The organism is Mycobacterium sp. P7213 (assembly GCF_900604305.1).
In the GTDB taxonomy this organism is placed as follows: domain Bacteria; phylum Actinomycetota; class Actinomycetes; order Mycobacteriales; family Mycobacteriaceae; genus Mycobacterium.
In genome coordinates this window covers 1-24,623 of record NZ_UWOA01000038.1, presented here as the reverse complement: position 1 = coordinate 24,623, position 24,623 = coordinate 1, and the positions used below count along the sequence as shown (strand labels likewise).

Annotated in this window: 24 protein-coding genes; 13 read left to right on the top strand and 11 right to left on the bottom strand. The window is 67.8% G+C overall.

Translation table 11 applies throughout. The annotated features are described in order from the left end of the window. The first annotated feature begins 58 nt into the window (after window positions 1–58). Window positions 59–1,318, top strand: a complete 1,260-nt coding sequence (locus tag EJK91_RS15140) for a fatty acid desaturase family protein (RefSeq protein WP_125079337.1) — start codon at window positions 59–61, stop codon at window positions 1,316–1,318. A 178-nt stretch (window positions 1,319–1,496) separates the two neighbouring features. Here the strand turns inward: EJK91_RS15140 and EJK91_RS15135 are convergent, their stop codons facing one another. The 4 genes from EJK91_RS15135 to aroA form a co-directional block, all read right to left on the bottom strand. Next, the gene (locus EJK91_RS15135; protein ID WP_024443628.1) at window positions 1,497–2,732 is read right to left on the bottom strand and encodes a PPE family protein; all 1,236 of its coding nucleotides are present in this window, start codon (window positions 2,730–2,732) and stop codon (window positions 1,497–1,499) included. Between the two features lie 15 nt (window positions 2,733–2,747). After that, on the bottom strand, window positions 2,748–3,047 hold the full coding sequence (locus EJK91_RS15130; protein ID WP_024443629.1) for a PE family protein: 300 nt from the start codon (window positions 3,045–3,047) through the stop codon (window positions 2,748–2,750). A gap of 235 nt (window positions 3,048–3,282) precedes the next feature. Continuing rightward, a complete protein-coding gene (gene rsgA / locus EJK91_RS15125) occupies window positions 3,283–4,272 on the bottom strand; it encodes a ribosome small subunit-dependent GTPase A (protein WP_125079336.1) in 990 nt (329 codons plus the stop codon). After that, the gene (gene aroA, locus EJK91_RS15120; RefSeq protein WP_125079335.1) at window positions 4,269–5,561 is read right to left on the bottom strand and encodes a 3-phosphoshikimate 1-carboxyvinyltransferase; all 1,293 of its coding nucleotides are present in this window, start codon (window positions 5,559–5,561) and stop codon (window positions 4,269–4,271) included. The genes rsgA and aroA overlap by 4 nt, the downstream gene beginning before the upstream one ends. Before the next feature lie 185 nt (window positions 5,562–5,746). On the opposite strand from aroA, the gene EJK91_RS15115 reads away from it, so the two are divergent. Together EJK91_RS15115 and EJK91_RS15110 are read left to right on the top strand one after the other, a co-directional pair. Beyond that, the gene (locus EJK91_RS15115) at window positions 5,747–7,330 is read left to right on the top strand and encodes a serine/threonine-protein kinase (RefSeq protein ID WP_125079334.1); all 1,584 of its coding nucleotides are present in this window, start codon (window positions 5,747–5,749) and stop codon (window positions 7,328–7,330) included. 236 nt (window positions 7,331–7,566) lie between these two features. Next, the gene (locus EJK91_RS15110; RefSeq protein ID WP_206430427.1) at window positions 7,567–8,985 is read left to right on the top strand and encodes a PE-PPE domain-containing protein; all 1,419 of its coding nucleotides are present in this window, start codon (window positions 7,567–7,569) and stop codon (window positions 8,983–8,985) included. 24 nt (window positions 8,986–9,009) lie between these two features. Here the strand turns inward: EJK91_RS15110 and EJK91_RS22960 are convergent, their stop codons facing one another. The 4 genes from EJK91_RS22960 to EJK91_RS15090 all read right to left on the bottom strand — a co-directional run bounded on the left by EJK91_RS22960 (window position 9,010) and on the right by EJK91_RS15090 (window position 13,033). Next, window positions 9,010–10,251, bottom strand: coding sequence for a PPE family protein (locus EJK91_RS22960; RefSeq protein WP_125079332.1), 1,242 nt, complete (start codon window positions 10,249–10,251; stop codon window positions 9,010–9,012). A 15-nt stretch (window positions 10,252–10,266) separates the two neighbouring features. Next, window positions 10,267–11,457 (bottom strand): PPE family protein, encoded by a 1,191-nt coding sequence (locus EJK91_RS15100; RefSeq protein WP_125079331.1) that lies wholly within the window; start codon window positions 11,455–11,457, stop codon window positions 10,267–10,269. 9 nt (window positions 11,458–11,466) lie between these two features. Continuing rightward, window positions 11,467–11,766, bottom strand: coding sequence for a PE family protein (locus tag EJK91_RS15095; protein WP_125079330.1), 300 nt, complete (start codon window positions 11,764–11,766; stop codon window positions 11,467–11,469). Window positions 11,767–11,986: 220 nt separating this feature from the next. After that, entirely contained in the window at window positions 11,987–13,033 is a 1,047-nt protein-coding gene (locus EJK91_RS15090; RefSeq protein ID WP_125079329.1) for an LLM class flavin-dependent oxidoreductase, read from the bottom strand. 92 nt (window positions 13,034–13,125) lie between these two features. On the opposite strand from EJK91_RS15090, the gene EJK91_RS15085 reads away from it, so the two are divergent. Further along, on the top strand, window positions 13,126–13,851 hold the full coding sequence (locus EJK91_RS15085) for a class I SAM-dependent methyltransferase (RefSeq protein ID WP_125079328.1): 726 nt from the start codon (window positions 13,126–13,128) through the stop codon (window positions 13,849–13,851). A gap of 16 nt (window positions 13,852–13,867) precedes the next feature. Next, window positions 13,868–14,674, top strand: a complete 807-nt coding sequence (locus tag EJK91_RS15080) for an SOS response-associated peptidase (protein ID WP_125079327.1) — start codon at window positions 13,868–13,870, stop codon at window positions 14,672–14,674. Here EJK91_RS15080 and EJK91_RS15075 read toward each other — a convergent pair. Together EJK91_RS15075 and EJK91_RS15070 are read right to left on the bottom strand one after the other, a co-directional pair. Continuing rightward, window positions 14,671–15,945: a PPE domain-containing protein gene (locus EJK91_RS15075; protein ID WP_125079326.1), complete on the bottom strand. Its 1,275-nt coding sequence runs from the start codon at window positions 15,943–15,945 to the stop codon at window positions 14,671–14,673. The two genes, EJK91_RS15080 and EJK91_RS15075, sit on opposite strands and share 4 nt — an antisense overlap. 5 nt (window positions 15,946–15,950) lie before the next feature. Beyond that, the gene (locus EJK91_RS15070) at window positions 15,951–17,291 is read right to left on the bottom strand and encodes a PPE family protein, SVP subgroup (protein ID WP_125079325.1); all 1,341 of its coding nucleotides are present in this window, start codon (window positions 17,289–17,291) and stop codon (window positions 15,951–15,953) included. 202 nt (window positions 17,292–17,493) lie between these two features. On the opposite strand from EJK91_RS15070, the gene EJK91_RS15065 reads away from it, so the two are divergent. Next, a complete protein-coding gene (locus EJK91_RS15065; protein ID WP_125079324.1) occupies window positions 17,494–18,216 on the top strand; it encodes a response regulator transcription factor in 723 nt (240 codons plus the stop codon). Further along, window positions 18,213–19,655, top strand: a complete 1,443-nt coding sequence (locus EJK91_RS15060) for a sensor histidine kinase (RefSeq protein WP_125079323.1) — start codon at window positions 18,213–18,215, stop codon at window positions 19,653–19,655. The genes EJK91_RS15065 and EJK91_RS15060 overlap by 4 nt, the downstream gene beginning before the upstream one ends. Here the strand turns inward: EJK91_RS15060 and EJK91_RS15055 are convergent. Then, complete coding sequence (locus tag EJK91_RS15055) at window positions 19,627–20,487, bottom strand: SDR family oxidoreductase (RefSeq protein WP_125079322.1); 861 nt, start codon at window positions 20,485–20,487, stop codon at window positions 19,627–19,629. The two genes, EJK91_RS15060 and EJK91_RS15055, sit on opposite strands and share 29 nt — an antisense overlap. Before the next feature lie 261 nt (window positions 20,488–20,748). Between EJK91_RS15055 and pcaD the strand changes: the two genes are divergently transcribed. From pcaD to EJK91_RS15025, 6 genes are all read left to right on the top strand, one after another. After that, window positions 20,749–21,519, top strand: coding sequence for a 3-oxoadipate enol-lactonase (gene pcaD / locus EJK91_RS15050; RefSeq protein ID WP_125079321.1), 771 nt, complete (start codon window positions 20,749–20,751; stop codon window positions 21,517–21,519). Continuing rightward, window positions 21,516–22,343 carry a CoA transferase subunit A gene (locus EJK91_RS15045; protein WP_125079320.1) on the top strand — a complete coding sequence of 276 codons (828 nt, stop codon included), beginning with the start codon at window positions 21,516–21,518 and terminating at the stop codon, window positions 22,341–22,343. Before pcaD ends, EJK91_RS15045 begins: the two co-directional genes overlap by 4 nt. After that, the gene (locus tag EJK91_RS15040) at window positions 22,340–23,005 is read left to right on the top strand and encodes a CoA transferase subunit B (RefSeq protein WP_024443647.1); all 666 of its coding nucleotides are present in this window, start codon (window positions 22,340–22,342) and stop codon (window positions 23,003–23,005) included. The genes EJK91_RS15045 and EJK91_RS15040 overlap by 4 nt, the downstream gene beginning before the upstream one ends. Window positions 23,006–23,134: 129 nt before the next feature. Next, window positions 23,135–23,425: a muconolactone Delta-isomerase gene (gene catC, locus EJK91_RS15035; RefSeq protein WP_024443648.1), complete on the top strand. Its 291-nt coding sequence runs from the start codon at window positions 23,135–23,137 to the stop codon at window positions 23,423–23,425. Window positions 23,426–23,662: 237 nt separating this feature from the next. Then, the gene (locus EJK91_RS15030; protein WP_125079343.1) at window positions 23,663–24,301 is read left to right on the top strand and encodes a TetR/AcrR family transcriptional regulator; all 639 of its coding nucleotides are present in this window, start codon (window positions 23,663–23,665) and stop codon (window positions 24,299–24,301) included. Between the two features lie 87 nt (window positions 24,302–24,388). Continuing rightward, complete coding sequence (locus tag EJK91_RS15025; RefSeq protein WP_024443650.1) at window positions 24,389–24,562, top strand: CsbD family protein; 174 nt, start codon at window positions 24,389–24,391, stop codon at window positions 24,560–24,562. Window positions 24,563–24,623 lie beyond the last annotated feature (61 nt).

Genomic DNA, 24,623 nt, shown 5'->3' with positions numbered 1-24,623 from the left:
CAGCGTAGGTTACGATAGCGTAGGTATAGACGATGATGCGTTTCTGAAAGGCGGTCTGATGGCGGTAACCGACGTCGAGGTGTTCGCGCACCTCAGCGACGCCGACGTGGCGAACCTCGCCGCAGAACTGGACGCCATCCGCCGCGACGTCGAGGCCAGCCGCGGTGCGCGCGACGCCCGGTACATCCACCGCACCATCGCCGCCCAGCGCGCGCTCGAGGTGACCGGCCGGGTGCTGCTGGCCGCCGGTAACCGGCACTGGGCGCGCTGGGCCGGAACCGCCACCCTGGGCGTGGCCAAGATCGTCGAGAACATGGAGATCGGCCACAACGTCATGCATGGGCAGTGGGACTGGATGAACGATCCGGAGATCCACTCCACCGGCTGGGAGTGGGATATGGCCGGTGTCTCCAAGCACTGGCGCTTCACCCACAATTTCGCCCACCACAAGTACACCAACATCCTCGGCATGGACGACGATGTGGGTTACGGCGTAATTCGGGTCACTCGCGACACTCGCTGGCAGCGCTTCAACCTGCTCAACCTGTTCTACAACGCCATGTTGGCGATCGGGTTCGAGTGGGGAGTCGCGTTGCAGCACTTGGAGATCGGCAAGATCTTCAAAGGCCGCGACAGCCGCCAGGCGACCCTGGTCCGGCTGCGCGAGTTCGGCGACAAAGCCGGCCGGCAGGTGTTCAAGGACTACGTGGCGTTTCCGGCCCTGACCTCGCTGTCGCCCGGCGCAACGTTCCTCTCGACGGTGAAGGCCAATGCGATCGCCAATGTGATCCGCAACCTGTGGGCCAATGCGATCATCTTCTGCGGCCACTTCCCTGACGGCGCAGAGAAATTCACCAAGACCGACATGGTCGGCGAGTCGCAGGGGCAGTGGTATCTGCGGCAGCTACTGGGCAGCGCCAACATCGACGCCGGGCAGCCGATGCGGTTTATGAGCGGCAGCCTGTCGCATCAGATCGAGCACCACCTGTTCCCCGATCTGCCGAGCAACCGCTACCCCGAGATCGCGGTGCGGGTGCGTGCGGTGTGTGAGAAGTACGACCTGCCCTATACCTCCGGGCCGTTTCTGGTGCAGTACGCCAAGACTTGGCGCACCATCGCCAAACTGTCGTTGCCGGACCGCTTCCTGCGCGACACCGCCGATGACGCACCGGAGACCCGCAGCGAGAGGATGTTCGCCGAGCTGGGTTCGGAATTCACTCCCGTCGACCCGGTGACCGGTCGTCGTCGCGGGCTCAAGACTGCCATCTCGGCGGTGCGGGGCTGGCGTCGTGACAAGAAGGTCGATCTGGCTGCCTGAGCCGCTGTCGCGTTGCTGCATCGTCGCGTTGCTGCGTCGGGGTAGGCGGCGCCTCACCCAACGCAGCTAGCGGGACGGTCGCCTGCTCGTCCCGGGTTTGGCTCGATCCGGCTTCGCGTATGCCGCGCCCGAGCAAATCAGGGCGCGGCATACGCGAATGGAGCGGGATCTTGCCCGGTCAGCCGCCAGACGGCGGCCGCCCGACCATCATCGGCCGGAACCCGTAGCGGGGGGTGCCAAAGGCGCCGAACCCGCCGCGGCCGCCGGCGCCACCGGCACCCGCCATCGGCACCCCGCCTAGGGCACTGTGGCCGGCCTCGCCGGCCGCGACCCCGGCGGAGCCGGCGTAGCTGGCCAGTTGGACCGGGGCAGAGTGGACGGCGGCCGCGGGGAGCGCGGCGGCCCAGGTCGGCGGCACCGACAGCGGGCCCACCAGCGAGGCATGCCCGATGGTTCCGGCGACTCCGGCACCGACGCTCTTGGCGGCACCTTCAGCTGCCTTGGCGGCGCCTTCGGCGACCTTTTCGACAGCTTTGGTCGCGGGGACCAGCGAATGCGACAGGCCGTCCATGTCCTTGAACGCGGTGGTGAAAAGTCGCATGGGCGACACCATCCGGATGAACATGTCGAATGGGCTGGACGCACTCAGCGTGGGCGATCCGGTCAGGCCTCGCATCAGATCGCCGAGCATGCCGTTGAACGTGATGGTCGATCCGTCCCACGTGATTGGATTGAGCAGATCTTCGATCAAGTTGGATGCGGCTGGGCCGGCGAGGCTACCGAGCTGACCGGGCAACGTCGAGATCATGGACGCCAGCGTCTCGGCGTCGGTCGCGGTTGCAGTCCCGACGGCAAGGGCAACGGCGGCCTCCTGGGCTGCCACCCCAGCCGGGTTGACGGTGGGGGCCGGCGCCGTGAACGGCGTCAACTGCGATGCGGCTGCCGATTGTCCGGCATAGCCATACATGGTGGTGGCGTCCTGCACCCACATCTCGCCGTAGGCGGCTTCGGTAGCCGCGATCGCCGGCGTGTTCTGCCCCAGGACATTCGTCGCCATCAATGACATCAGTGTCTCGCGGTTGGCCTCGACCACCGCCGGCGGAACCGTCGAGGCAAAAGCCGCATCGTGAGCGGCGGCCGCAGCACCCGTTTGGGCTGCCACCTGCTCAGCCTGCGCGGCGGCCCGGTTGAGCCACTCCAGGTGCGGTTCGAACGCCTTCGCCATCGCGGCCGCAGCCGGCCCGTGCCAGTCCGCGCTCAGGTCGGCCAGCACAGTCGTGTAACTGGCGGCCGTGGTGTAGATCTCGGCGCCGAGGGTCTCCCAAGCGCGGGCAGCGGCCCACAGTGGCGCCGAGCCGGCGCCGGAGTACATCAGTGCGGAGTTGATCTCAGGCGGCAGTGTGCCGAAGTCCATAGCGTCGACCTAGCTCTAGGAGACCGCAGCCGCGTTTGCGGCCTCGGTGGCGTCGTAAGAACGAGCGCTGATGTTCAACACCATTTCCAGCATCTGCCGCATGGCCGTGGCTTGGGCGCTGACCTGCTGGTAGAGCTCGGCATGCGCGGCGAAAGTGGTGGCTGTCAGAAGCGACACCGGGTCGGCGCCCGCGGGGGTGATCTGGGTGGTGGGGGCAGCCGCAGCTGCGTTTCCGGCTTGCATGTCCGCGGTGATGGCCTGCAGCTCTCGGGCGCTCGCGGCCAGTACCTCCGGCTGTGTAACAACGGTCGACACGTCTATCTCCTTTTCGCCTGCAATCACGTACAGGGACTTGGCAGGAACCTTCCAGGACATTGCCAGGTTAGGGAGCGAGGCGCGGGCCACAAAAGCGCCTACACCCTTTGTTCACCAGTACGGAACCAATGTTCATCGGCTGGCCGAAGGCGTTTGATTCGATGACGCCTGCCGTTCACTTTGGGCCCGCGGTTCACCATGTGAGGGCGGTCAATGGGTGCGTTCCCCGCGACCGTCAGCCCTCGCGCAACACCGTCAGCAGTCGGCGCGCCGCTTCGACACGGCGCTGCGCTACGCCGGTCAGATCGTCCAGCGCGCATTCGGGATCGGCCGGTGGTCCCAGGTGGCCACAGCCGCGAGGACAGTCGTCGATGGTCTCAGCGAGGTCGGAGAATGCCAGCAGCACGTCGTCGGGTGCGATGTGGGCCAGGCCGAACGAGCGGATCCCCGGGGTATCGATCACCCAACCCGAGCCGGACAGCCGCAGCGCCACCGATTGGGTGGAGGTGTGCCGACCCCGGCCGATGTCAGTGACCCTTCCGACAGCCCGATCAGCTTCGGGGACAAGGCGATTCACCAACGTTGATTTGCCGACGCCGGAGTGTCCCAAGAGCACCGTCACTTGGGATTGCAGCAGGGGGGCGACCGCGTCGAGCGGGTCGTCGCGGCCCGCGGTGACCACTGTGAGGTCCAGGTCGGCGAACTGGCCGGCGAAGGGCGCCGGATCCGCCAGGTCAGTTTTGGTCAGGCACAGAATCGGCGCCAGCCCCCCGGCATAGGCGGCGATCAGCGCCCGATCGACCAGTCCCGTCCGTGGCGGGGGATCGGCCAGCGCCACCACGATCAGCAGCTGGTCGGCGTTGGCGACCACCACCCGCTCGGTGGGGTCCGTGTCATCGGCGGTGCGCCGCAACACCGTTCGTCGTGGTCTGCGCCGCACGATGCGGGCCAGGGTGTCGGGCCGGCCGGACAGGTCGCCGACCACGTCGACGCGGTCGCCGACCACGATCGGGGTTCGACCCAATTCGCGGGCGCGCATCGCGGTGACCTGAAGATCGGCCGGGCCGTCGGGGCCGTCTAGGACACAACCCCAGCGGCCGCGATCGACGCTGACCACCATGGCCGACCGGGCGTCGGCGTGCCCGGGACGGATTTTGGTGCGAGGCCGCGAGCCGCGGCCGGAGCGGACTTTGACGTCGGATTCGTCGTAGTCCTCCGGTTTCAAGCGCCGGCCCCCGCGTCGGCGAGCATGTCCGCCCACATCCGGGGGAATGCGGGCAGCGTTTTGGCGGTGGTCTCGATGTCCTCGACCTCGACACCGGGGACCCGAAGCCCGATGATCGCACCGGCGGTGGCCATCCGATGGTCGGCGTAGGAATGCCAGATTCCGCCGTGTAACGGGGTCGCGGTGATCAGCAGGCCGTCGGGTGTCTCGACACTGTCGCCGCCCAGGCGGTTGATTTCGGTCGTCAGCGCGGCCAGCCGGTCGGTCTCGTGCCCGCGCAGGTGCGCGATGCCGCTCAGCCGTGACACCGAGCCCGGGGCGGCCAGGGCAGCCAGTGCCGCCACCGTCGGGGTGAGCTCGCCGACGGCGCGCAGATCCACGTCGAAGCCACCGTAGCTGCTCGGGCCCTCCACCTGCAGGTGCGCATCAGCGTGGCTCACCCGGGCTCCGGTCGCACCGAAGATCTCGATGATGGCGCCGCTGGGCTGCACGCCGACGGCCGGCCAGTCGGCGATACGGACGCGGCCACCGGTGACCACCGCGGCCGCCAGAAACGGGGTGGCGTTGGACAGGTCGGGTTCGATCTCCCAGTTGCGGGGCGTCGCCGTCGCCGGTGTGACCCGCCAGCGGTTCGGGACGGCGTCGTCAACTTCGATACCGGCCTGGCGCAGCATCGCGACCGTCATCGCGATATGCGGGGCGGACGGCAGGGTGGCCCCGGTGTGCACCACGGTCAGCCCCTCGTCGAACGCGGCGGACACCAGCAGCAGGCCGGAGACGAACTGCGATGACGCGGAGGCGTCGATCCCCACGGTGCCGCCCGCGACGGAGCCGGTGCCGTGGATCCCGAACGGCAGTCCGTCGCCCTCGACCGCGATACCCAGGCTGCGCATCGCATCCAGCAGCGGCGCGATCGGCCGGGCCCGGGCCTGTTCGTCCCCGTCGAACGTGACGGTGACGGTGCCCAGCGCGGCCAGCGGCGGCACGAACCGCAGCACGGTGCCGGCGAGGCCACAGTTCAGGCGGATATTCGGTTCAGGGTCGATCTTGCCGCTGACTGTCACATGGTGAGCTACCGCCTCAACCCGCAGGCCCAGGCCGCGCAGAGCATCGAGCATCAGGTCGGTGTCGCGGCTGCGCAGGGCGCCGGAGAGGGTGGAGACACCGCCACCGCTTGCTGCGGCCAGGGCGGCCAGCACCAGCGCACGATTGGTCTGCGACTTCGAGCCGGGCACGGTCACCGTCGCGTCGATAGGGGCGGTGGGCGTCGGTGCCGGCCAAGTCGTCACGGTTTCATCCTGCCAGCGTCCGCCTCCAGAGCTGGTACCGGCGGTTCAGCGAGCCTCGACGGAGGAGAGGCGAAGCTGGGGCCGGCGCATGAGACCGGCGGTTCAGCGAGCCTCGATCGGGTTCTTTGCCGGTTCGCTGCCTGGTATCACCCAACTGTTTACCCAGCATCATTAGTGTCTGCGGCATGGCTCTGGCGGCGGGCTCGATTTTTGCTGAGTACACCATCTTGAAACTGTTGGGTGCCGGCGGGATGGGCAAGGTTTACCTTGCGCAGCACCCCCGGCTGCCCCGACGCGAAGCGCTGAAGGTTCTGCGCCGGTCCTTGAGTGCCGACGATGAGTACGAGGAGCGGTTCCGGCGTGAGGCCGAAGCCGCCGCGGTGCTGGTGCACCCGAACATCGTGCGCGTGCATGACCGCGGCGAATACCGCGGCCGGTTGTGGCTCTCGATGGAATACATCGAGGGTGAGACGCTCGGCGAGCTCATCACCCGCAAGTTCCCGGCTGGCATGCCTGCTCAGATCGTCATTCCGATCGTCGCGAGCATCGCCGATGCCCTGGACTACGCCCACGGGCAGGGGGTGGTGCACCGCGACGTCAAACCCAGCAACATCTTGGTGACCGAGGACGGCGACGAAGTTCTGACCGCCGTTCTGGCCGACTTCGGTATCGCCCGGCAACTGAGCGGACCCACCGGACTGACCGCCAGCAATCTTGCCATCGGCACCATCGCCTACGCCGCCCCCGAACAACTGATGGGTGCCGAAGGTCTGGAATGTGCCGACCAGTACGCGTTGGCTGCTACCACCTTTCAGATGCTGACCGGAGTACCGCCCTATCAGCACGAGAACCCGGTGACGGTGATCAGTCATCACCTGAACACCCCGCCGCCGCTGCTCAGCGATCGGCGTCCAGAGCTACAACAGTTCGACGACGTGCTTGCCGCTGCGCTGGCCAAAGACCCCGCCGAGCGATTCCGGGACTGCTCGGACTTCGTTGCAGCCCTGGCCGAACAACTTGGCGATCCGGATGCCGATGACGAGTCCGACTCCGCCAAGACGGTCGTGCGGGGCGTTCCGCGGGCGCTACCGGCACCTCCGCCGAGCCGGTTTTCGAAACTGGCCCGGCCCGCTGTCCTGGTGCCCTTGGGGCTGGCCGTGGTGGGATCGGTAGCCGCCATCGCCCCGCGACTGCTGGCTGAGGAGCCGGCCGACACGGCGGCGACCGCCGCCGGTGGCGCACCTGCGGCGGCCGTGGCGCCACCTCCCAAGGCACCGGCATTTGAGGGGACCTACCGCGTCGACGCCAACCGGGCCGGGGAGAAGTACAACGGCGTCCCCAACCCCGAGCCACCCAACGTGAGCACCTGGTGGGCCGTCAAATCCTCCTGTGACGACTCGGCATGCACGGCGTCGGCGATGATGCTGGACGCGAAGGATCACCGAAAGACGGTGAAGACGCCGTCGGGTGGCAATGAATTAGCCCTTGAATTCACCGGCGACACCTGGCAGTCACAGCCGCAGACATTGCAGACCCCATGTGTAGCTGTAGACGGGCGACAGGACAATCAGACCACCACCCAGGTGCTCACACTGGAGCCGACCATCCCGGGCGTCCTGCACGGCGCGATGGTCGCCACGGTGGAAAGCAACGAGTGCGGCCAGCGCGGAGCCCAGATCTGGGTTCCGGTGGTAGCCAGCCGATTCGGTGATCTTCCGGCGGGCATCAACCCGTCCGTCGAGACGGCAAAGCCGGCCAAGCCGGCCTGATCATCTCGGGACCGAACAGCTCGACTTTGCATCACTAGAAAAATTAGCGCGCACTATTGTGCGTTCGCTATCTATGTTAGTTTCCGAGCAATTCAAGGCTGCCCGACGGCTTTCGCATGGGCGCAGTCCGCCTCGTCGCACGGCAAAGGAGCGCAGGCCATGCAGCGGACCATTTCCGCGCCGGTTTATCGTCTACCACTGCACACGCCCGATCGGGCTACCCGAAGGAGAACCCAGTGAGTCACGTACGCGGCCCCTTGTGCGCTGTTGCCATTGCCGTGGTGGGTGCGGGCTTGATCGCGCCCACGGCGGCGGCCGCGCCGTCAACCGCCCTGCAGATTTCGGGATTGCAGCTGTCCGCCAATGAAATCGCGACTCCGCCACTGGGCGGCGGCACGGCGTTCATCATCGGCGGCAGTGGGTTGGCCACGCCCGGGCCGTCGTACGTGGCCGCCGCTACGTCGATGTATCTGGAGCCGCTCGGCTTCACCGGCACCACGCAGGTGCTCACCATGCCCCAACAGCTCTACCCGTTCTTGGGTCCGTTCGGCGGAACGCTGGATGAATCGGTAGCGCAGGGCCAGCAGATCCTCTACGAGGCGATCATGGCTCAGTACCAGAACGGAGACCTCAGCGCGGAGAACCCCGCTGTCGTTTTCGGCTGGTCGCAGGGCGCCGTCATCGAGTCGATGGCTCAGTACCAGCTTGCGGAAGCAGGCGTGCCCAGTGACTACGTGCGTTTCGTGATGATCGGCGACGTCAGTGCGCCGAACGGTGGCATGCTCTCGCGCTTCAATCTGCCCGAACTCGGGCCGGTGAGCCTGCCGAGTCTGGGGCTGACGTTCAGCGGGGCAGGACCGTCTGATCTGTACCCCACCGAGGTCTACAACCGGGAATACGATGGCTTCGCCGACTTCCCGCAGTATCCGATCAACTTCTTGTCGGTTCTCAATGCGATCCTGGGAATTGCGTTCCAGCACACCACCTATCTGGGCCTGACCGCCGATCAGATCGATAACGCGATCCTGCTTCCGAATGCATCGCCGGATTCGCTGACCGACTACTACATGATTCCGGCCGAGGGATTGCCGCTGCTGTATCCGCTGCTGTTCTTCGGAAGCGGTGGGCAGGCGCTCTACGATCTGCTCGAGCCGGTGACGCGCATCCTGGTGAATCTCGGCTACGGCGATATCGAGCACGGCTGGAGTCAAGGACCCGCCGATGTGGCGACCCGGTTGGCTTTCCTGCCGGACTCAGCCACCCTGGCGGCTCTGATGCAAGAACTTCCGCAGGCGCTGAGCAACGCCTGGCAGCAAGGCGTCGCCGACTTCTTCGACGAGATCTTGCACCCGACCACCGCGCCGCCAGCCTTCATGGCCGAGATGGAGGGATTCATCAACGCCATCTCTGACACCCAGACGGCGGACTTCTTCTCGTACTTCCCCACGCTGGACGATATTTTCGGCACCTTCCCACCCCATACCGGCATTCCGCTGCTGGATGTGGGCAGTGCGTTGTTGTTCAACCTCCCGCAGGTCAACTACGACGTCTTCACCTCGATACTGGCCGACAGCAACCTCCTGGACGCTCTGGGCACCACACTGGCGCTCGACATGGGCATCCTGCCGCTTGCTGTGCTCGGTGCGCTGCTCTGATCTGCGCCGAGGCCGGCCCGGGGCTTACCCGGCGCTGGGCGGCCGGTTCATCACCCGGTGGCGGTAGCCGTATCGGGGAACGAACCGGAAACCGGTCGGCCCGCCGTTGGCGGCGGCACTGGCCCCGGGCAGACCGGCCATACCGGCCATGCCGGCCATACCGCCACGCGGCATCGCGCCGGACTCCGCAGCTGCCATCCGGCTGGAAACCAGTGTCGCGGCAGCCTGATTGGCTGAAGTAGGAGCCATCGGCCAGCTCTGCGGCACCGATAACAATCCGACCTGGACGCCCCGGCCCACGGCGACCGACGGCGACGCGGCGCCGAATCCCGGGGTGTAGGAGGCTGCGGTTCCCGCCTTCGCGACGTCGGCCACCTTGGTCAGTTCGGTGAAGAACGCTCTGGCGTCCGCCACCGCCTGACCCGATACCTCGTGACCGTTGAGACCCTGGCCGACCATGTCGATGAGCCGGAACGGGCCCATGGCCGAGTTGCTGTAGCGGGTGACTGTGGTCAACGGAGTCACCAGCTGTTGCAGGAATGCGGTCCACGGCGACGCGGCTGCGGGGGGTGCGGTGCCCGCACCCGGAACCGTGGGCGTCGCGGTGGCCGCGCCCGCCTGAGTGAGCGACTGCAAGGATGTCAGCCCCTGCGACGTTGCCTGGGAGGTTGCCTGCGCCGCCGCCGAGTTGCTGATGGCCTCGGTAGTCGCGGTGGCCTGCCCCGCTTGCGCACCGGGATTGGTGGTCTGCGGCGGCGAGGTGAACTGCGTCAGTTGCGAAGCCGCCGCGGAACCGCCCGCATAGGTATACATCGCGGCGGTGTCCTGGGCCCACATCGCCGCGTAGTGGGCTTCGGTAGCTGCGATGGCCGCGGCGTTCTGGCCGAAGAAGTTGGTGGCGACCAACGCCATCAGTTGAGCCCGGTTGGCGAACACCATCTGTGGCGGCACGGTCATCGCGAACGCGGCTTCGAAGGCGGCCGCCGCGGCCTTGGCCTGCATGGCCGCCTCTTCGGCTTTCGCTGCCGTCATCTTGAACCAGTTGGTGAAAGGCAGTGCCGCCGCAGCCATGGCGGCCGCCGACGGTCCACGCCAGGGACCGCTGGTCAGATCCGCAATGGCCATGTCCACCGCGGCCGCGGTCACGCTCAATTCTTGGGCCAAGACGTCCCAGGCCCCCGCTGCTGCCAACATCGGACCGGAGCCGGCTCCCGCATACATGCGCGTGGAATTGACCTCCGGAGGCAGTGCCCCGTAGTCGATCACCAAGTCCCCTCGGGCCTATCCGCCGAACGGACGACGTGGCATGACGGTCAACGCGGTTCCGTAGCGCGGACCGCCGAAACCGCGGAAGCCGGCGCCGGCCGCGCCCGCGGCCGGAATGCCAGGCATGCCAGGCATTCCCGTCGGCGGTGCAATCGGAGCCCCGCCCAGGATCCCGCCTGCGGACGGCAGTGCCGCTGCGGCAGCGGGGCCGACCGGAACCCAGGAGCCGCCGGAGACCGGGCCCAGGGTGGACGCTGCCGCCATCGGCGGAACCCACGCTGCCGGCACCGAGAGGCCACCGACTGCGCCGGCGGCACCGCTGGCCGCGCTCGCCGCGCCGGACGCCGCGCTGGCGGCACCGGAGGCCGCTCCGGCGGCTCCCGACGACGCTGCCTTCGCACCGTCGGCAAATAGCTTCTGCAGACCGAGCACACCGCTGACACCACGCCACACCGCACAGACGTTGTTCGACTGCAGGTTGGAGCTGGTGACCAGCTGGGTCATCAGCTGGTTGCTCAGGTTGTAGTTCGGGTCGTTGAGGACGTCTTGAGCCGGGTTGCCCGTGCTCTGGGCCGAGTTCGCCAGGCTCTGCAGGACGCCCGAAGCCTTGGTGGCTTGGGTGGCCGTGGCGCTGCCGGCCGCCGAGGCGACCGCATTGGCATTCGCAGCGTCGCCAGCCGGGTTGGTCGGGTTGGGCGGCGCGGTGAATTCGTTGAGCTGCGTCGCTGCGCTGGACTGGGCGTGGTAGCCGTACATCGCAAGCGTGTCCTGCGCCCACATTTCGCCGTGCTCGGCTTCGGTGGCCGCGATCGACGGGGTGTTCTGACCGAGGATGTTGGTGGCGACCAGCTGCTGCAGCAGTTCGCGGTTCGCGGTGACGGCCACCGGCGGCACGGTCTGGGCGTGTGCCGTCTCGTAGGCGGCCGCAGCGGACCGACCCTGCATGGCGGCCTGCTCGGCCTGCGCTGCGGTGAGCTCCATCCAGTTGATGTAGGGCGCTGCTGCGGTCGCCATCGACGTCGAGGCCGATCCGAGCCATTCCTCGGAGGTCAGCTGGCTGATGACCGCGCGGTACTCGGCCGCAACAGATTTCAGTTCGGCGGCTAGCGCGCTCCACGCCGACGCTGCCACGACCATGGGCTCCGAGCCGGGCCCGGAGTAGATCATGGTGGAGGTCACTTCAGGCGGCAACGACAAGTAGTTCATCGCGGTGACCTAACCGGCCGCTGCTGCGTTGGCAGCCTCGGTTGCGGCGTAGGCGTTGGCTCCGCTGCTCAGGGCGTTCACGAACATCTCGTGGACAGCCACCGCCTGCGCGCTCACGGCCTGGTAGGCCTGGGCATGGGTGGCGAACTGGGCGGCGGTCAGCGCGGATACCTCGTCGGCGGCGGCCGGCACCACGCTGGTGGTGGGTGCCGCGGCCGCGGCACTGTGCGCGGCCATCGACGAACCGATGGCCCGCAGGTTGGCGACGGCGGCCAGCAACGCTTCGGGTTGCGTTGTGACGAACGACATGAAGGCTCCTCGTCGAGGTCTTTCCCTTTTCCGCGATCGCCATATTGCGGATCGCGTACGCCCTTGAGCGCAGACCCGACGCTATGCGATCTGACGCCCGACACACAGCCGCGAAGGGCACTTTTCGGAGACTGTCAGCAGTTGTTCATTGACAGTTGGAAAAGGCACCCGAAACATTCACCGAGCAGCCCTCTGGCGTTGGTTTGTCTTCACCTGTTGTTCACTTTGCCGACGCGGCGTCAGCTAACAAGCGCAGGGTGGATTCTCGCCCCGGCGTGCTGGCCGGGTCGGCGCCCCGCCGGGCGGATGCGACCGGATTGAGCATCAACTCGTCCACGCCGAATCGGTCGGCCAGTTCCCGCAGTTGCGTGAGCGCCTCGGCCGGCGTTCCGATGACCGCACGCGAGAGCTCGCCCTGCGCGACGCGGTGTTGCTCCGGTGTCAGGGCCGCCTGCTGGGCGTCCTCGACCAGTTCCAGGCGGCCTGCTGGATGTCCGGTCGCCGTCTGAGCCTGCAATCGCAGGTACGGACGAATCAAAGCCATTGCCTCGTCGCGTGTTTCGGCGACCACGGTGTTGACGGTCAGGAACGCCGTCGGCTGGTCGGCAAGCTCGCTCGGGACGAACTGCGACCGGTAGAACACCAGTGCCTCGTCGGTGTGCTCGCCGAACAGGTGATGCCCGAAAACGTAGGGCAGCCCCTGGGCCGCGGCGACTTGAGCCGACTGCATCGAGGAGCCCAGCACGAACACGCGTGGCCTCGACACCGCGTGCGGCGTCGACCTCAAGTTGTAGCTGCGGTCCGCCAGCTGCACAGCCACTCCCGCGGTGCTGAGCAGGGCGATCACGTCGGCGAGATTCTCGGGAAAATCATTGAGGCCCTGGTTGTCGCGATCGCCGCGCCCGCCGCGCAACACCGCTGATGCCACCGGATCGGCGCCGGAGGCGCGTCCGATGCCCAGGTCAATACGGCCGGGATGTGCGGCCTCCAGCAGCGCGAACTGCTCGGCCACAGCCAGGGGCGCGTGATTGGGCAGCATCACCCCGCCCGAGCCCACGCGGATACGTGAGGTGGCGGCGGCGATCATCGCGGTAAGTACCGCCGGGCTGGTGGCGGCTACCGAGGGAATGTTGTGGTGCTCGGCGACCCAATAGCGGGTGTAGCCGAGATCGTCGGCGACCTTCGCCAGTCGCATCGTTGCCGCCAGCGCATTCGAAGTGGACTGGTCGGTGCGGACCGGTGTGAGATCGAGGACGGAGAGGCGCACAGCGGCGATCTTGCCATCACCTGGGCGACTGTCGCCGTTCGTACACCGTGCGTTCTAATTTCGTTAACCAGACTCGCGCACAGTTGTGGGCGATGAACAGCGATACCGAGCTCGGCGGCGCGCCACCGGCAAGTCCTCCCGAGCCGTGGGAGATCGGCCGTCCGCAGCCGGTGGTGCAGCAACTGGTGGCTTGCGGAGCGCTGCGCGGGGAGGTCCTCGACCCCGGAACCGGATCGGGTCACCACGCGATTCACTATGCAGCCCATGGGTATTCGACCACGGGGCTCGACCATTCCCCGGCTGCTATCGCGGTCGCGCGGCGTAACGCGGCCCAAGCCGGCGTGACGGTGAACTTCCAGGTGGCCGACGCGGTCGACCTCGACGGGTTCGACGGCCGGTTCGACACCGTGGTCGACAGCGCGTTCTACCACCTGTTCCAGGACGATGAAGAAACTCAGGTGCGCTACGCGCGCAACCTGCACCGGGCGACCAAGCCTCAAGCCCGGTTGTTCATGTTCGAAGCCGGCCGCCACAACGTCAACGGCTGGCAGTTGGACGGGCTCTCGCCCGAGCGCTTCGGCCCGCTGCTCGAATCCGCCGGGTGGCGTATCGAGCACATCGGTCCCACGACCTATCAGGGGATTTTCGAACCCACTGCCTTCACCGACATGATCGCGGTGATGGAGGCGATGGGTCGCGAGGACCTGGTGGCAGGTGTCCGCGCGCTGGCCGAGCGGTTCGCCTACCTGCAACCGCTGCTGGTAGATAACCTGGTGCACATGCCGTTCTGGGCGGTCACCGCCACCCGGATCGATTAGCTGTCACCATGGAGCTATGTGCGGGCGTTTCGCGGTAACCACCGATCCGGCGTTGCTGGCTGCGCGTATCGATGCGATCAACGAGATGCCGGTCGGCGTCGACGCCGGCCCGAACTACAACGTGGCCCCCACCGACGGCATCGCGACCCTGGTCAGCCGGCACTCCGAGCCGCCGCATGGGCCCGGCGGTTCGGCGAGGTTCGACGTAGCAGAGGCGAAGCGGCGGCCACCGCATAACCCCGGCGACCAACCGACTCGACGGCTCCGGCAGATGCGCTGGGGACTGGTGCCGCCGTGGACCAAGGCCGGCCCGAACGGGGCACCGGCGCCGGGCGGCCCATTGCTGATCAACGCCCGCGCCGACAAGATCACCACCTCACCGGCGTACTCCGCGTCCGCGCAGCGGCGGCGCTGCCTGGTGCCGATGGACGGCTATTACGAATGGCGCGCAGAGCCCCAAGGTCGCAAGAAACCGTTCTACATCCACGGTGACGGCGCGATGCTGTACGCGGCCGGTCTGTGGTCGGTCTGGCGCCCCGATCGTCTCTCCGACGCGCTGCTCAGCGTCGCAATCATCACTACCGCGGCAGTCGGGGAACTGGCCGGCATTCACGACCGGATGCCGCTGTTGCTGGCCGAAAACCATTGGGACGCTTGGCTGGATCCCGACGCCGCGATCGACACCGCGTTGCTGGCCCGCCCGCCGGACGTGGCCGGGATCGCGGTGCGTGAGGTCTCGACGTTGGTCAACAGCGTGCGCAACAACTCACCCGAGCTGATCGCACCGGTCGAGCCACATCCCGAGCAGGCCTACCTGCTTTAACGTCCGACCAGACCCCGTTTCTCCAGCGCGTACTCCTCGGCAGTGAGAATCCCGGCGTTGCGTAGTTCGGCCAGCTCGCGCAGCTCGATGTCGGCGCCCATCAACAGACCGAACGCCGAGGACGCGGGCAACTTCGGCAGCTCGTCGGGCCGCGATACCGGCGGCGGGGTGACGGTACCGGCGGTCGGGATGCGGTGACCCCGGGCGGCGCCGGCCCCGGCTCGCCCGGCCACGCCGGCTGCGGCCATCCCTGCCGCTGGGATCACCGTCTCACCGGCGGCCACGGCCGGGACAGCGGAGGTGGCGGCGGCCGTACCGGCGGACACCAGCGACATACCTAGCTGCGGCGCCACCGCCGCCGGTGCGGCCGACGCCCAGGCCAGCGGCACCGACAGCCCGCTGATCGAGGTCGCCGAGGCCAGATTGGCCGAGAGCGGCAGCGCGCCGGCCATCGCAGCCCGCAGCAACTCCTGGCCCACCTCGGCGGCGCCCATCGCATCGATCAAGAACGTCCCAAGCGCGTCGACGCCGAACGTGCCCATCGAGTCGACAACCAGCTCGACACCGGCGATGCCGACCTCGATCGCGGGCTCGCTGAGCAAGAGTGCGTCCGCACCAATGGCCTCAGCCAGGGCGGACGAGGACTCCAGCGCATGGGTCAAAGTGGTGATGACGCCTTCGCCGTGGCCCTCCGAGCTGGTGGCGGCCGCCTGCATGACGGCCGCTGACTGCGCCGACGTAGCGGCGGAGTTGGTGGTGCGCGGCGGCTGCCTGAACGGGCTCAGCCTGCCGGCGGCGGCGGCACCGGCGGCATAGCCGTACATGGCGGTGGCGTCCTGGGCCCACATCTCGTAGTAGTGGGCCTCGGTGGCCGCGATAGCGGGAGTGTTCTGGCCCAGGAAGTTGGTCGCGACCAGGGTCATCAGCAGGCTGCGGTTGGCGGCGATGACCGGCGGCGGCACGGTCATGGCGAAAGCTGACTCGTAGGCGGCGGTGGCGGCGCGGGCCGCGAGGGCGGTCTCCTCGGCCTGGATCGCGGCGGTGTGCAGCCATTGGGCGTACGGTGCTGCGGCGGCGGCCATGGCCCGCGCGCTGGGGCCGGCCCAACCGGAGGCCAGTTCGGTGAGCACCGAGGCGTAGGCGAGTCCCGCGCTGTGTAGCTCGGCGCCCAGCGCATCCCAGGACGATGCCGCGGCGAGCATGGGGCCGGCGCCGGCACCGGAGTACATCCGGCCGGAGTTGACCTCCGGTGGCAACAATGCGAAATCCATGGGGGCTACCGGCCGAGAAGGCGCTGCTTTTCCCGGGTGAACTCTTCTTCGGTGAGGATCCCGGCATCGCGCAGATCGGCTAGTTCCCGCAGCTCACCGGAGATCCGGGTGATAGGGCCGTGCAACGGCCGTACCGGCGGTTTTCTCGGCTTCTCGGTTTGTTCGCGCTGTTTGACCATGGCGCGCGGTGCCCGTTTGGGGGCGGCTTTCGGGTTAGTGGTAGCGGCGCGTCCCCGCCCGAGGCCCGCGGTGGCCCGGCCGGCCAGCCCGGCGGCACCGATGGCAGCCAACGGCAGTGCGGAGGCCCCGGCCGCGGCGGTGGGGACTGCAGCTTGCGCGGCGGTAGGCAATGCAGCGCCGAACTGCTGGATCACGGTGGTCGTCGGCGCCGCGGTGGCCCAGGCCTGCGGCACCGACAGCCCGCTGAGCGTGGCCGCCTCACCCATCTCGGCGCTCACCGGAGTGAGCGCGCCGGTCAGCGCCATCTCCGGCAGCAGTTCGCTCTCGATCTCGCCGACGCCGATCAGGTCGATCCCGAAGGTGCCGGCCGCGTCCACGCCGAAGGTACCGGCCGAGTCGATGACGAAAGTGCCGAACAGGCTGGAGGCCAATGCCAGGTAGGACGCCGCCAGCCCGGGCTCCATTGCCGCCGCTGAACCGATGGAACTCGTCAGCGTCGTATTGGATCCCGCTGCCGCCGATCCTGGCGCACCGAGACCCTGCAGCGCCTGGGTGATCGCCGCAGCCGCGGAATCGGCGTGGCCGCCTGCCGTGGTGGCTGTGGCCTGGCCTACCGCTCCGGCCTGATTCGCCGTGCCGGTGGGATTGGTGGTGCGCGGGGGCTGGGTGAACGGAACCAGCCTGGTGGCGGCAGCGGAGCTGGTGGCGTAGCCGTACATGGCGGTGGCGTCCTGGGCCCACATCTCGTAGTACTGGGCGTCGGTGGCCGCGATGGCGGCCGTGTTCTGACCCAGATAGTTGGTGGCTAGCAGCGACATCATCTGAGTGCGGTTGGCGGTGACCGCCGGGGGAGGCACGGTCATCGCGAACGCCGCATCGTAGGCGGCGGCCGCCGTCCGGGCCGACGAAGCGGTGTGTTCGGCCTGGGCGGCGGTGGCATGCATCCATTGGGCGTACGGTGCCGCGGCGGCGGCCATCGCGGCGGCGCTGGGGCCGGCCCAGCCGGCGGACAGCTCATCGATCATCGAGTCGTAGGCCAGACCCGCGCTGTTCAGTTCGGCGGCCAGGGCGCTCCAGGCGGCGGCAGCGGCCAGCAAAGGCTGTGCTCCGGCACCCGAATACATCCGGCTTGAGTTGACCTCTGGTGGCAGAATCGCGAAATCCATTGTCAGATAAGCCTGTTATTAGTAGGCGTCATGGTGCCTCCTGAATTTCCCGGTTCGCGCCCAGTGCGGCAGGTCACCGGGCGCACTCGGACTCCGTGACCGTAAACAGTGAACTTGAAGTGAACCTGAAGAACGCGGCGGTGAGCGCAAGCCGGGCCCGTCGGGCCTCCCCATCGCGGCGCGACGGTGTTATCAATGGACCATGGCCGATTCCCGGTCCGCCGACCGTCGCGGCGGTACCCCCTTCAGCGTGGGAACGCCGCGGGTCCTAGTGGTCGAGGACTCCGAGGCCATCCGCGAGATGGTCAGCGAGGCGCTGGCCGACGCCGGCTACCTCACCGGCACCCAGCCCGACGGCCACGGCCTGGAGGAGGTGCTGGACGGATTCCGGCCGGATCTGGTGGTCCTCGACGTCATGCTGCCGGGACGCGATGGCTTCGCGCTGATGGATGTGATCCTGCGCTGGGGTGAAGTGGGGGTGGTGTTGCTCACCGCGCGCGACGGCTTACCCGACCGGCTGCGCGGTCTTGACGGCGGCGCCGACGACTACGTGGTCAAGCCGTTCGAGTTGGCCGAGCTGGTGTCGCGGGTCGGTGCGGTGCTACGTCGGCGGGGCCGGCTACCGGCTGCCGTGCAGTTCGGGGATCTGCTGGTCGATGTCGACGCCGGGGTGGCCGCCCGCTCCGGCACCCCTCTGGGTCTGACCGCCACCGAGCTGCGGGTGCTGGTCTACCTTGTCGAACAGCGCGGTCGTATCGTCAGCAGCGCGCAGATCCTCAACGCGGTATGGGGCTATGAGGCATACGACCCCAACCTGGTGCAGGTCCACATCAGTGGGTTGAGGCAGAAGCTCGAGGCGCACGGACCACGAATCCTGCATACCGTGCGCGGGATCGGCTACCGGCTGGAACTTTCGGGTTCATGACCGCCACTCCCTCGCTGCGGCGCCGCCTGACGCTGATGGTGCTGGCGTTGCTCGTCATGCTGATGCTGGCGATGGGGCTGGTGATCAATGCCAGTTTGACTTCGCTGGCAACCCGCAGCGTCCACGAACGACTGGCAGCGGCGACGGCTCGGGCGGATTCCCTTGTAGCACTGGGCATCTCGGCTGAACAGGTGTCCGAACAACTCAACGGCGGCATCATCGCCGCACTCGTGGTCACCGCCGCCGGCACCAGCTACGGTGACCCCGCGATCGAGCCCGACGCGACCACCGGATCGAAGTTTCCGGCCCCGCCGCTCGAGCCCGACGACACCGCGACAGTCCTGGTGCATCCCCTGGCCAACGGCGACCGGGTGATCCTGGTCGCCGACACCACGGAGTCCGACGAGACGCTGCGCCGATTGCGGCGCTTGATGGTCGAGGCCGGTCTGGGGACCTTGCTACTGGCATCAACCTTGTTGGCCGGGGCGAGCCGTGCGCTGCTTGCGCCGCTGGATCGTCTCACCGATCTCGCCCGCGACATCACCACGGGGGATCGGGGTCGGCGGCTGCGCCCAGACCGTCCCAGGACCGAACTGGGGCGGGCGGCAGAAGCTTTCGACGACATGCTCGACGAGCTGGAGGATTCCGAGAAGCGGGCTCAGAGCGCCGCGCAGGGGGCGCAGCGAGCCGAAGCGGCAGTGCGGCGTTTCCTCGCCGACGCTGCCCATGAGCTGCGTACCCCGATAGCGGGAATGCAGGCCGCTGCCGAGCAGATCGCCGGAAACGTCAGCGTGCATGTCGGCCGGTCCATCGGAGAGGACGCCATCGAGCCCGAGGTACTTCGCCAGCATCGTCGTGCCAGCCTGTTGTTGACCGAAGCGCGGCGGGCCACCCGGCTGGTCACCGACATGCTGGACTTGAGTTATATCGATGCCGGATTGCCGTTGGAGCTCAAAGACATCGATCTGGTCGGCATCGTCGACACCCAACTGGACCGGGCCGCGCTGCTTGCTCCGCAACTCCGGATCGGGCGGACCGGCCTGGACTCAGTGAGCGCCCGCGTCGACCCCACGCGCGTCGCGCAGATTCTGTCCAACCTGCTCGACAACGCGCGCCGTTACACACCGCCCGGTGGACAGATCAACGTCGACGTCGGCAAAGACAGCGGGGGTGTCGCGGTGGTCGTCACCGACACCGGCATAGGGGTGGGTGCCGAGGACGCCGAGCGGATCTTCGATCGGCTGGTGCGCCTGGACAGCGCCCGCGGCCGCGACCACGGCGGTGCCGGGCTGGGCCTGCCGATCGCCCGGGCGTTGGCCGAGGCGCACGGGGGGACACTGACGTGCGTTCCCTGCAACGGGGGCGCCTGCTTCAGACTGGTCATCCCGACGGGTTTCGGCGGGGCCGTGGTCAGCTCTGCACGTAGCCCGGCGGGTTGACGGCGTCGACCCACAGGTCTACGCCCAGGTCGCTGCCGGGCACACAGTCATAGACCGATAGGTCGGTGATGCCGGAGTCCACCAGCACGTCCTCGCACAGCAAAGAGTTGCCGGTGTATTCGCGGGCCGGCTTGGTCACGATGGCGTATGCGGCGTCGGCGTAGATCTCCGGGGTGCGAGAGCGCGCCATCGCCTCGTCTCCGCCGAGCAGGTTCTGTACCGCGGCGGTAGCGATCATGGTGCGCGGCCACAGCGTGTTGGAGGCGATCCCGTGCTGGCGCAGTTCCTCGGCCATCCCGAGGGCGCACAGCGTCATCCCGAACTTGGCCATCATGTAGGCGGTGGGCTTGAGCCACTGAGGCTCCAGCCGGATCGGCGGGGACAGCGTCAGGATGTGCGGGTTGTCGCGGCCGATCATGTGCGGGATGCAGGCCTGCGACACCGCGTAGGTGCCGCGCACCTCGATGCCGTTCATCAGGTCGAAGCGTTTCAGCGGCACTTCGAGGATCGAACCCAGGTTGATCGCCGAGGCATTGTTCACGCAGATGTCGATGCCGCCGAACCGCTCGACGGTGGCGGCCACGGCCCCTGCCACGGAGTCCCCGTCACGGATGTCACCGACGATCGGCAGTGCCTGCCCGCCGGCCTCTTCGATTTCGGCGGCCGCGGTATAGATCGTGCCGTCGAGCTTCGGGTGTGGTTCGGCGGTCTTGGCGATCAGCGCGACGTTGGCGCCGTCGCAGGCGGCGCGCTTGGCGATCGCCAGGCCGATACCGCGGCTGGCGCCCGAGATGAACATGGTCTTGCCGGAGAGGGGTCCTGTGTTGGCCATGTTGGCCAGCCTATGCCGTCGATGACCTCGCTCATCGCCGGATGGCCGGGGTCGCAAGGGCAGGGGACGTCGGGGCGGTCCGACGCTTCGCGCCGAAATCGGGCGGGTCGACTCCCGGGAAGGGATTGATAAAAACAGTATATTAATGAGCGAAATACAAGTATTTCAGAATATCAATACTGGTCATTACTGTTGAAAACGTGACCATTTCCGTCGATATCGGGCCCGGGCGCGACCCGGCCGCCGTCTTCGAGGCCGGCGATGAGCGCCGTCGCGGTGCACGCCGTGATCACCGGTCGCGAAGGCGGTCCGGTCCTGCTGCTGTCCAACTCGCTGGGATCGACCCACCGGATGTGGGACGCCCAGATCGGCGCGCTGCAGGACCGGTTCCAGGTGGTGCGCTACGACACTCGTGGGCACGGCCAATCCCCGGTCCCGGACGGGCCGTACACCATCGACGACCTGGCCGACGACGTGATCGCACTGCTTGACCGGCTCGGTGTGGAGCGGGCACACCTGGTCGGACTGTCGCTGGGCGGGATGACCGCGATGCGGGTCGCGGCCCGCAACCCCGAGCGGGTCGACCGGCTGGCCGTGCTGTGCACGGCCGCGCACCTGCCACCGGCCACCGCCTGGCAGGAACGGGCCGCGACGGTCCGCGCCCGCGGTGCCGGCGCGGTCGCCGCCGCGGTGGTACAGCGGTGGTTCACCCCGCAATACCTTGCAGCGCACCCCGACGTCCGTGCCGAGGGCGAAGCCATGGTCGCCGCGACACCCGCGCAGGGCTACGCCGGCTGCTGCGAGGCGATCGCCGGCCTGGACGTCCGCGGCGACCTGGCCGTCATCACCGCCCCGACCCTGGCCGTCGCCGGCGCTGACGACCCCGCCACCCCGCCGGCCAAGCTTGAAGAGATCGCGGCCGGCGTCAAAAACGGTCGGCTGCTGGTCGTTTCGCACGCCGCTCACCTGGCCAACGCCGAACAACCCGAGATCATCACGCCAGCCCTCATCGAACACCTGGAGCGCCCATGAGCCTGAACAAAGTGGTCGAATCTGCGGCCGCGGCGGTCGCCGACATACCCGACAGTGCGAGTCTGGCCGTCGGCGGCTTCGGGCTGGCCGGCATCCCGTGGTTTCTCATCGAGGCCCTCCTTGAACAGGGCGCCACCGACCTGACCATCGTGTCCAACAACTGCGGGGTCGACGGTGCCGGGCTGGGCCTGTTGCTCGACGCGCGCCGGATCAGCCGGGTCATCGCCTCCTACGTCGGGGAGAACAAGGARTTCGCCCGCCAGTACCTGTCCGGTGAACTGACCGTCGAGCTCACCCCGCAGGGCACCCTGGCCGAAAGGATGCGCGCCGGGGGCAGCGGCATCGGCGCCTTCTTCACCCCCACCGGGGTCGGCACCGCCGTCGCCGACGGGGGACTGCCCTGGAGGTATCACCCCGACGGCAGCATCGCCATCGCCTCACCGCCCAAAGAGGTACGCAACTTCCGCGGCACCGACATGGTGCTCGAGGAGGGCATCACCACCGACTATGCGCTGGCGCGCGCCGCGGTCGCCGATAAGGCTGGCAACTGTCAATTCCACGCCGCGGCACGCAATTTCAACCCCCCGGCAGCCATGTCTGGACGGACCACCATCGTCGAAGCCGAGCGGGTCGTCGAGGTCGGGGAACTGCACCCCGACGCGGTTCACCTGCCCGGGATCTTCGTCAAGCGAATCCTGGCACTGACTCCGGAGCAGGCCGCGCGCAAGGACATCGAGAAGCGCACCACCCGGCCGATGACGGCGCGGGCGAGCCACGAGGCCGCCCGGGAGGCGGGCAATCAAGAGCAGGAGGCGACACGATGAGCTGGACCCGCGACGAGATGGCCGCGCGAGCGGCCCGGGAACTGCACGACGGCGACTACGTCAACCTGGGCATCGGCCTGCCCACCCTGATTCCCGGTCACCTGCCCGACGACTCCAGCATCACGCTGCACGCCGAGAACGGCATCCTCGGCGTCGGGCCTTTCCCCTACGACCATGAAGTCGACCCGGACCTGATCAACGCCGGAAAGCAGACCGTCACGGTGTTGCCCGGGGCAGCGTATTTCGACTCCGCGACCAGCTTCGCGATGATCCGCGGTGGCCATGTCGATGTGGCCGTGCTGGGCGGCATGCAGGTGGCGGCCAACGGTGACCTGGCCAACTGGATGGTTCCGGGGGCCATGGTCAAGGGCATGGGCGGTGCCATGGATCTGGTCAGCGGCGTGCGCCGGGTGATCGTCCTGATGGATCACACCACCAAGGCTGGTGCCGCCAAACTGGTCGCCGCCTGCGATCTGCCGCTGACCGGACGCGGTGTGGTCAGCCGGGTGATCACCGACCTCGGGGTGCTCGATGTCGCCGGCGACCGGTTCGCCTTGGTGGAGCTGGCGCCCGGGGTCGGTTATGACGAGGTGGTCGCGAAAACCGCGGCACCGGTGCTTGATCGACGGGCAGTTGGGCAACCGGCCGGCGTAGTAGGTTGAGCGCACGGCGCCAGGCGTCGACCTGGACGCATCGGAGTTGCTCGAAGCTGGATTCAGCGGCGCAATGCCACGGCAGCTTCGCGGTGACCTACAACTTCGTCCTCGACCCGGTGCAGGACTGAGGCCGCCATGCTGTTTCACGTACGGATGGATGTGCGGATCCCGCACGACCTCGACCCGCAGGTCCGTGCCGAGATTGTGGCCAGCGAAAAGGCGTACTCCCAGGATCTGCAGCGGTCAGGCAAGTGGCCGCACATCTGGCGGATCGTCGGCGAGTACTCGAACATCTCGATCTTCGATGTCGCGTCGAATGACGAACTGCACCAGATACTTTCCGGGCTCCCATTGTTCGCCTACATGGATATCCGGGTGACCCCCCTGGCCGGCCATCCCAGTGACGTGAAGGCGCTCACCCGCTAGCCGGTTGACGCGACTATGGCCGCTTTGGCCTATCGTGGCGAGCTTACGACGTAAACTCGTGGTCGGTGCGCGAAGCGGATCGCAGGTGGCCGCTGGATTCGGGCCGTCGATGCGGTGAAAAGGGTGATCTGGGTGGATGCCGGCGATCGCGGTGCGCAGCGGCCGGTGCACGCCGAGGGGGCCGACATCGGCGACGGTCTGCGGCCGTCGCACCTGAGCCGTGACGCGATCCTGGAAATGGCCATCGACTTCATCGACCGGCACGGACTGTCGAAGTTGACCATGCGTGGGTTGGGGGCAGCCTGCGGAGTCGAGGCGATGGCGCTGTACCGCTATGTGCACGGCCGTGGGGACCTGCTCACCGGAGTTGTCGACCATATCGTCGACCGGCTCTACGCGGATCAGCTCGCGGCGCGACGCCAGGAAGACGGCTGGCAGGACTACCTCATGCGGCTGGCGCACGGGGTACGCCAGATCGCACTCGACCATCCGGAGGTCTTTCCGCTGGTCGCCACCCAGGCCCCGGAGGCCCCGTGGGTTCGGCCACCGCTGCGCAGCCTGCGCTGGATGGAGAGCTTCCTCGACACGCTGATCGCCTATGGATTCGACGACGGCGCCGCGGTGTCCGCCTACCGTTCCTACACCACGTTTCTGATCGGTCATCTGCTGTTGGAAGTGTCGGCACGCGGCGCTGAACTGCACCCCGACGAGGTGCTTCTCGATGACAGGGGCGCGCGGTCCGGGCGCGACCTTACCGACTACCCGCACCTGCTACGCCTGCAGCCGATGTTGTCGCAGGACCGCAGCACCGCGGAGTTCGAGGAGGCGCTGGAGGCCATCCTGGACCGGCTCGAGCTGCTGATCGCCCGGCGCTGAAGCGATCGGGCCACCCGATGAGGGTTTACGTCGTAAACATAGTGGGTATCCCTTCTGTCGCAACGCCACATGAGGGAGGAGTTCACGATGGGATTGGCAGACAAAGCCAAACATGCCGCGGAGGACGTCGCGGGCAAGGCCAAAGAGGCCGCCGGCAAGGTCACCGGCAATGACGACCTCAGGAACGAGGGCAAGGCTGACCAGGGCAAGTCCAGCCTGAAGAAGGCCGGTGAGAACATCAAGGACGCCTTCAAGGACTAACAAGCGAGAACACCGCCCCGTGCGCCGATTACGGCGTGCGGGGCGGTGGCGTGTCCGGGGG

Excerpts from the sequence above, each read along its gene's own strand:
- EJK91_RS15140 (WP_125079337.1), top strand. The coding sequence starts at position 59 with ATGGCGGTAACCGACGTCGAGGTGTTCGCGCACCTCAGCGACGCCGAC.
- EJK91_RS15135 (WP_024443628.1), bottom strand. The coding sequence starts at position 2,732 with ATGGACTTCGGCACACTGCCGCCTGAGATCAACTCCGCACTGATGTAC.
- EJK91_RS15115 (WP_125079334.1), top strand. The coding sequence starts at position 5,747 with ATGGCTCTGGCGGCGGGCTCGATTTTTGCTGAGTACACCATCTTGAAA.
- EJK91_RS15100 (WP_125079331.1), bottom strand. The coding sequence starts at position 11,457 with ATGAACTACTTGTCGTTGCCGCCTGAAGTGACCTCCACCATGATCTAC.
- EJK91_RS15095 (WP_125079330.1), bottom strand. The coding sequence starts at position 11,766 with ATGTCGTTCGTCACAACGCAACCCGAAGCGTTGCTGGCCGCCGTCGCC.
- EJK91_RS15085 (WP_125079328.1), top strand. The coding sequence starts at position 13,126 with ATGAACAGCGATACCGAGCTCGGCGGCGCGCCACCGGCAAGTCCTCCC.
- EJK91_RS15080 (WP_125079327.1), top strand. The coding sequence starts at position 13,868 with ATGTGCGGGCGTTTCGCGGTAACCACCGATCCGGCGTTGCTGGCTGCG.
- EJK91_RS15075 (WP_125079326.1), bottom strand. The coding sequence starts at position 15,945 with ATGGATTTCGCATTGTTGCCACCGGAGGTCAACTCCGGCCGGATGTAC.
- EJK91_RS15070 (WP_125079325.1), bottom strand. The coding sequence starts at position 17,291 with ATGGATTTCGCGATTCTGCCACCAGAGGTCAACTCAAGCCGGATGTAT.
- EJK91_RS15065 (WP_125079324.1), top strand. The coding sequence starts at position 17,494 with ATGGCCGATTCCCGGTCCGCCGACCGTCGCGGCGGTACCCCCTTCAGC.
- EJK91_RS15060 (WP_125079323.1), top strand. The coding sequence starts at position 18,213 with ATGACCGCCACTCCCTCGCTGCGGCGCCGCCTGACGCTGATGGTGCTG.
- EJK91_RS15055 (WP_125079322.1), bottom strand. The coding sequence starts at position 20,487 with ATGGCCAACACAGGACCCCTCTCCGGCAAGACCATGTTCATCTCGGGC.
- pcaD (WP_125079321.1), top strand. The coding sequence starts at position 20,749 with ATGAGCGCCGTCGCGGTGCACGCCGTGATCACCGGTCGCGAAGGCGGT.
- EJK91_RS15040 (WP_024443647.1), top strand. The coding sequence starts at position 22,340 with ATGAGCTGGACCCGCGACGAGATGGCCGCGCGAGCGGCCCGGGAACTG.
- catC (WP_024443648.1), top strand. The coding sequence starts at position 23,135 with ATGCTGTTTCACGTACGGATGGATGTGCGGATCCCGCACGACCTCGAC.
- EJK91_RS15030 (WP_125079343.1), top strand. The coding sequence starts at position 23,663 with ATGGCCATCGACTTCATCGACCGGCACGGACTGTCGAAGTTGACCATG.
- EJK91_RS15025 (WP_024443650.1), top strand. The coding sequence starts at position 24,389 with ATGGGATTGGCAGACAAAGCCAAACATGCCGCGGAGGACGTCGCGGGC.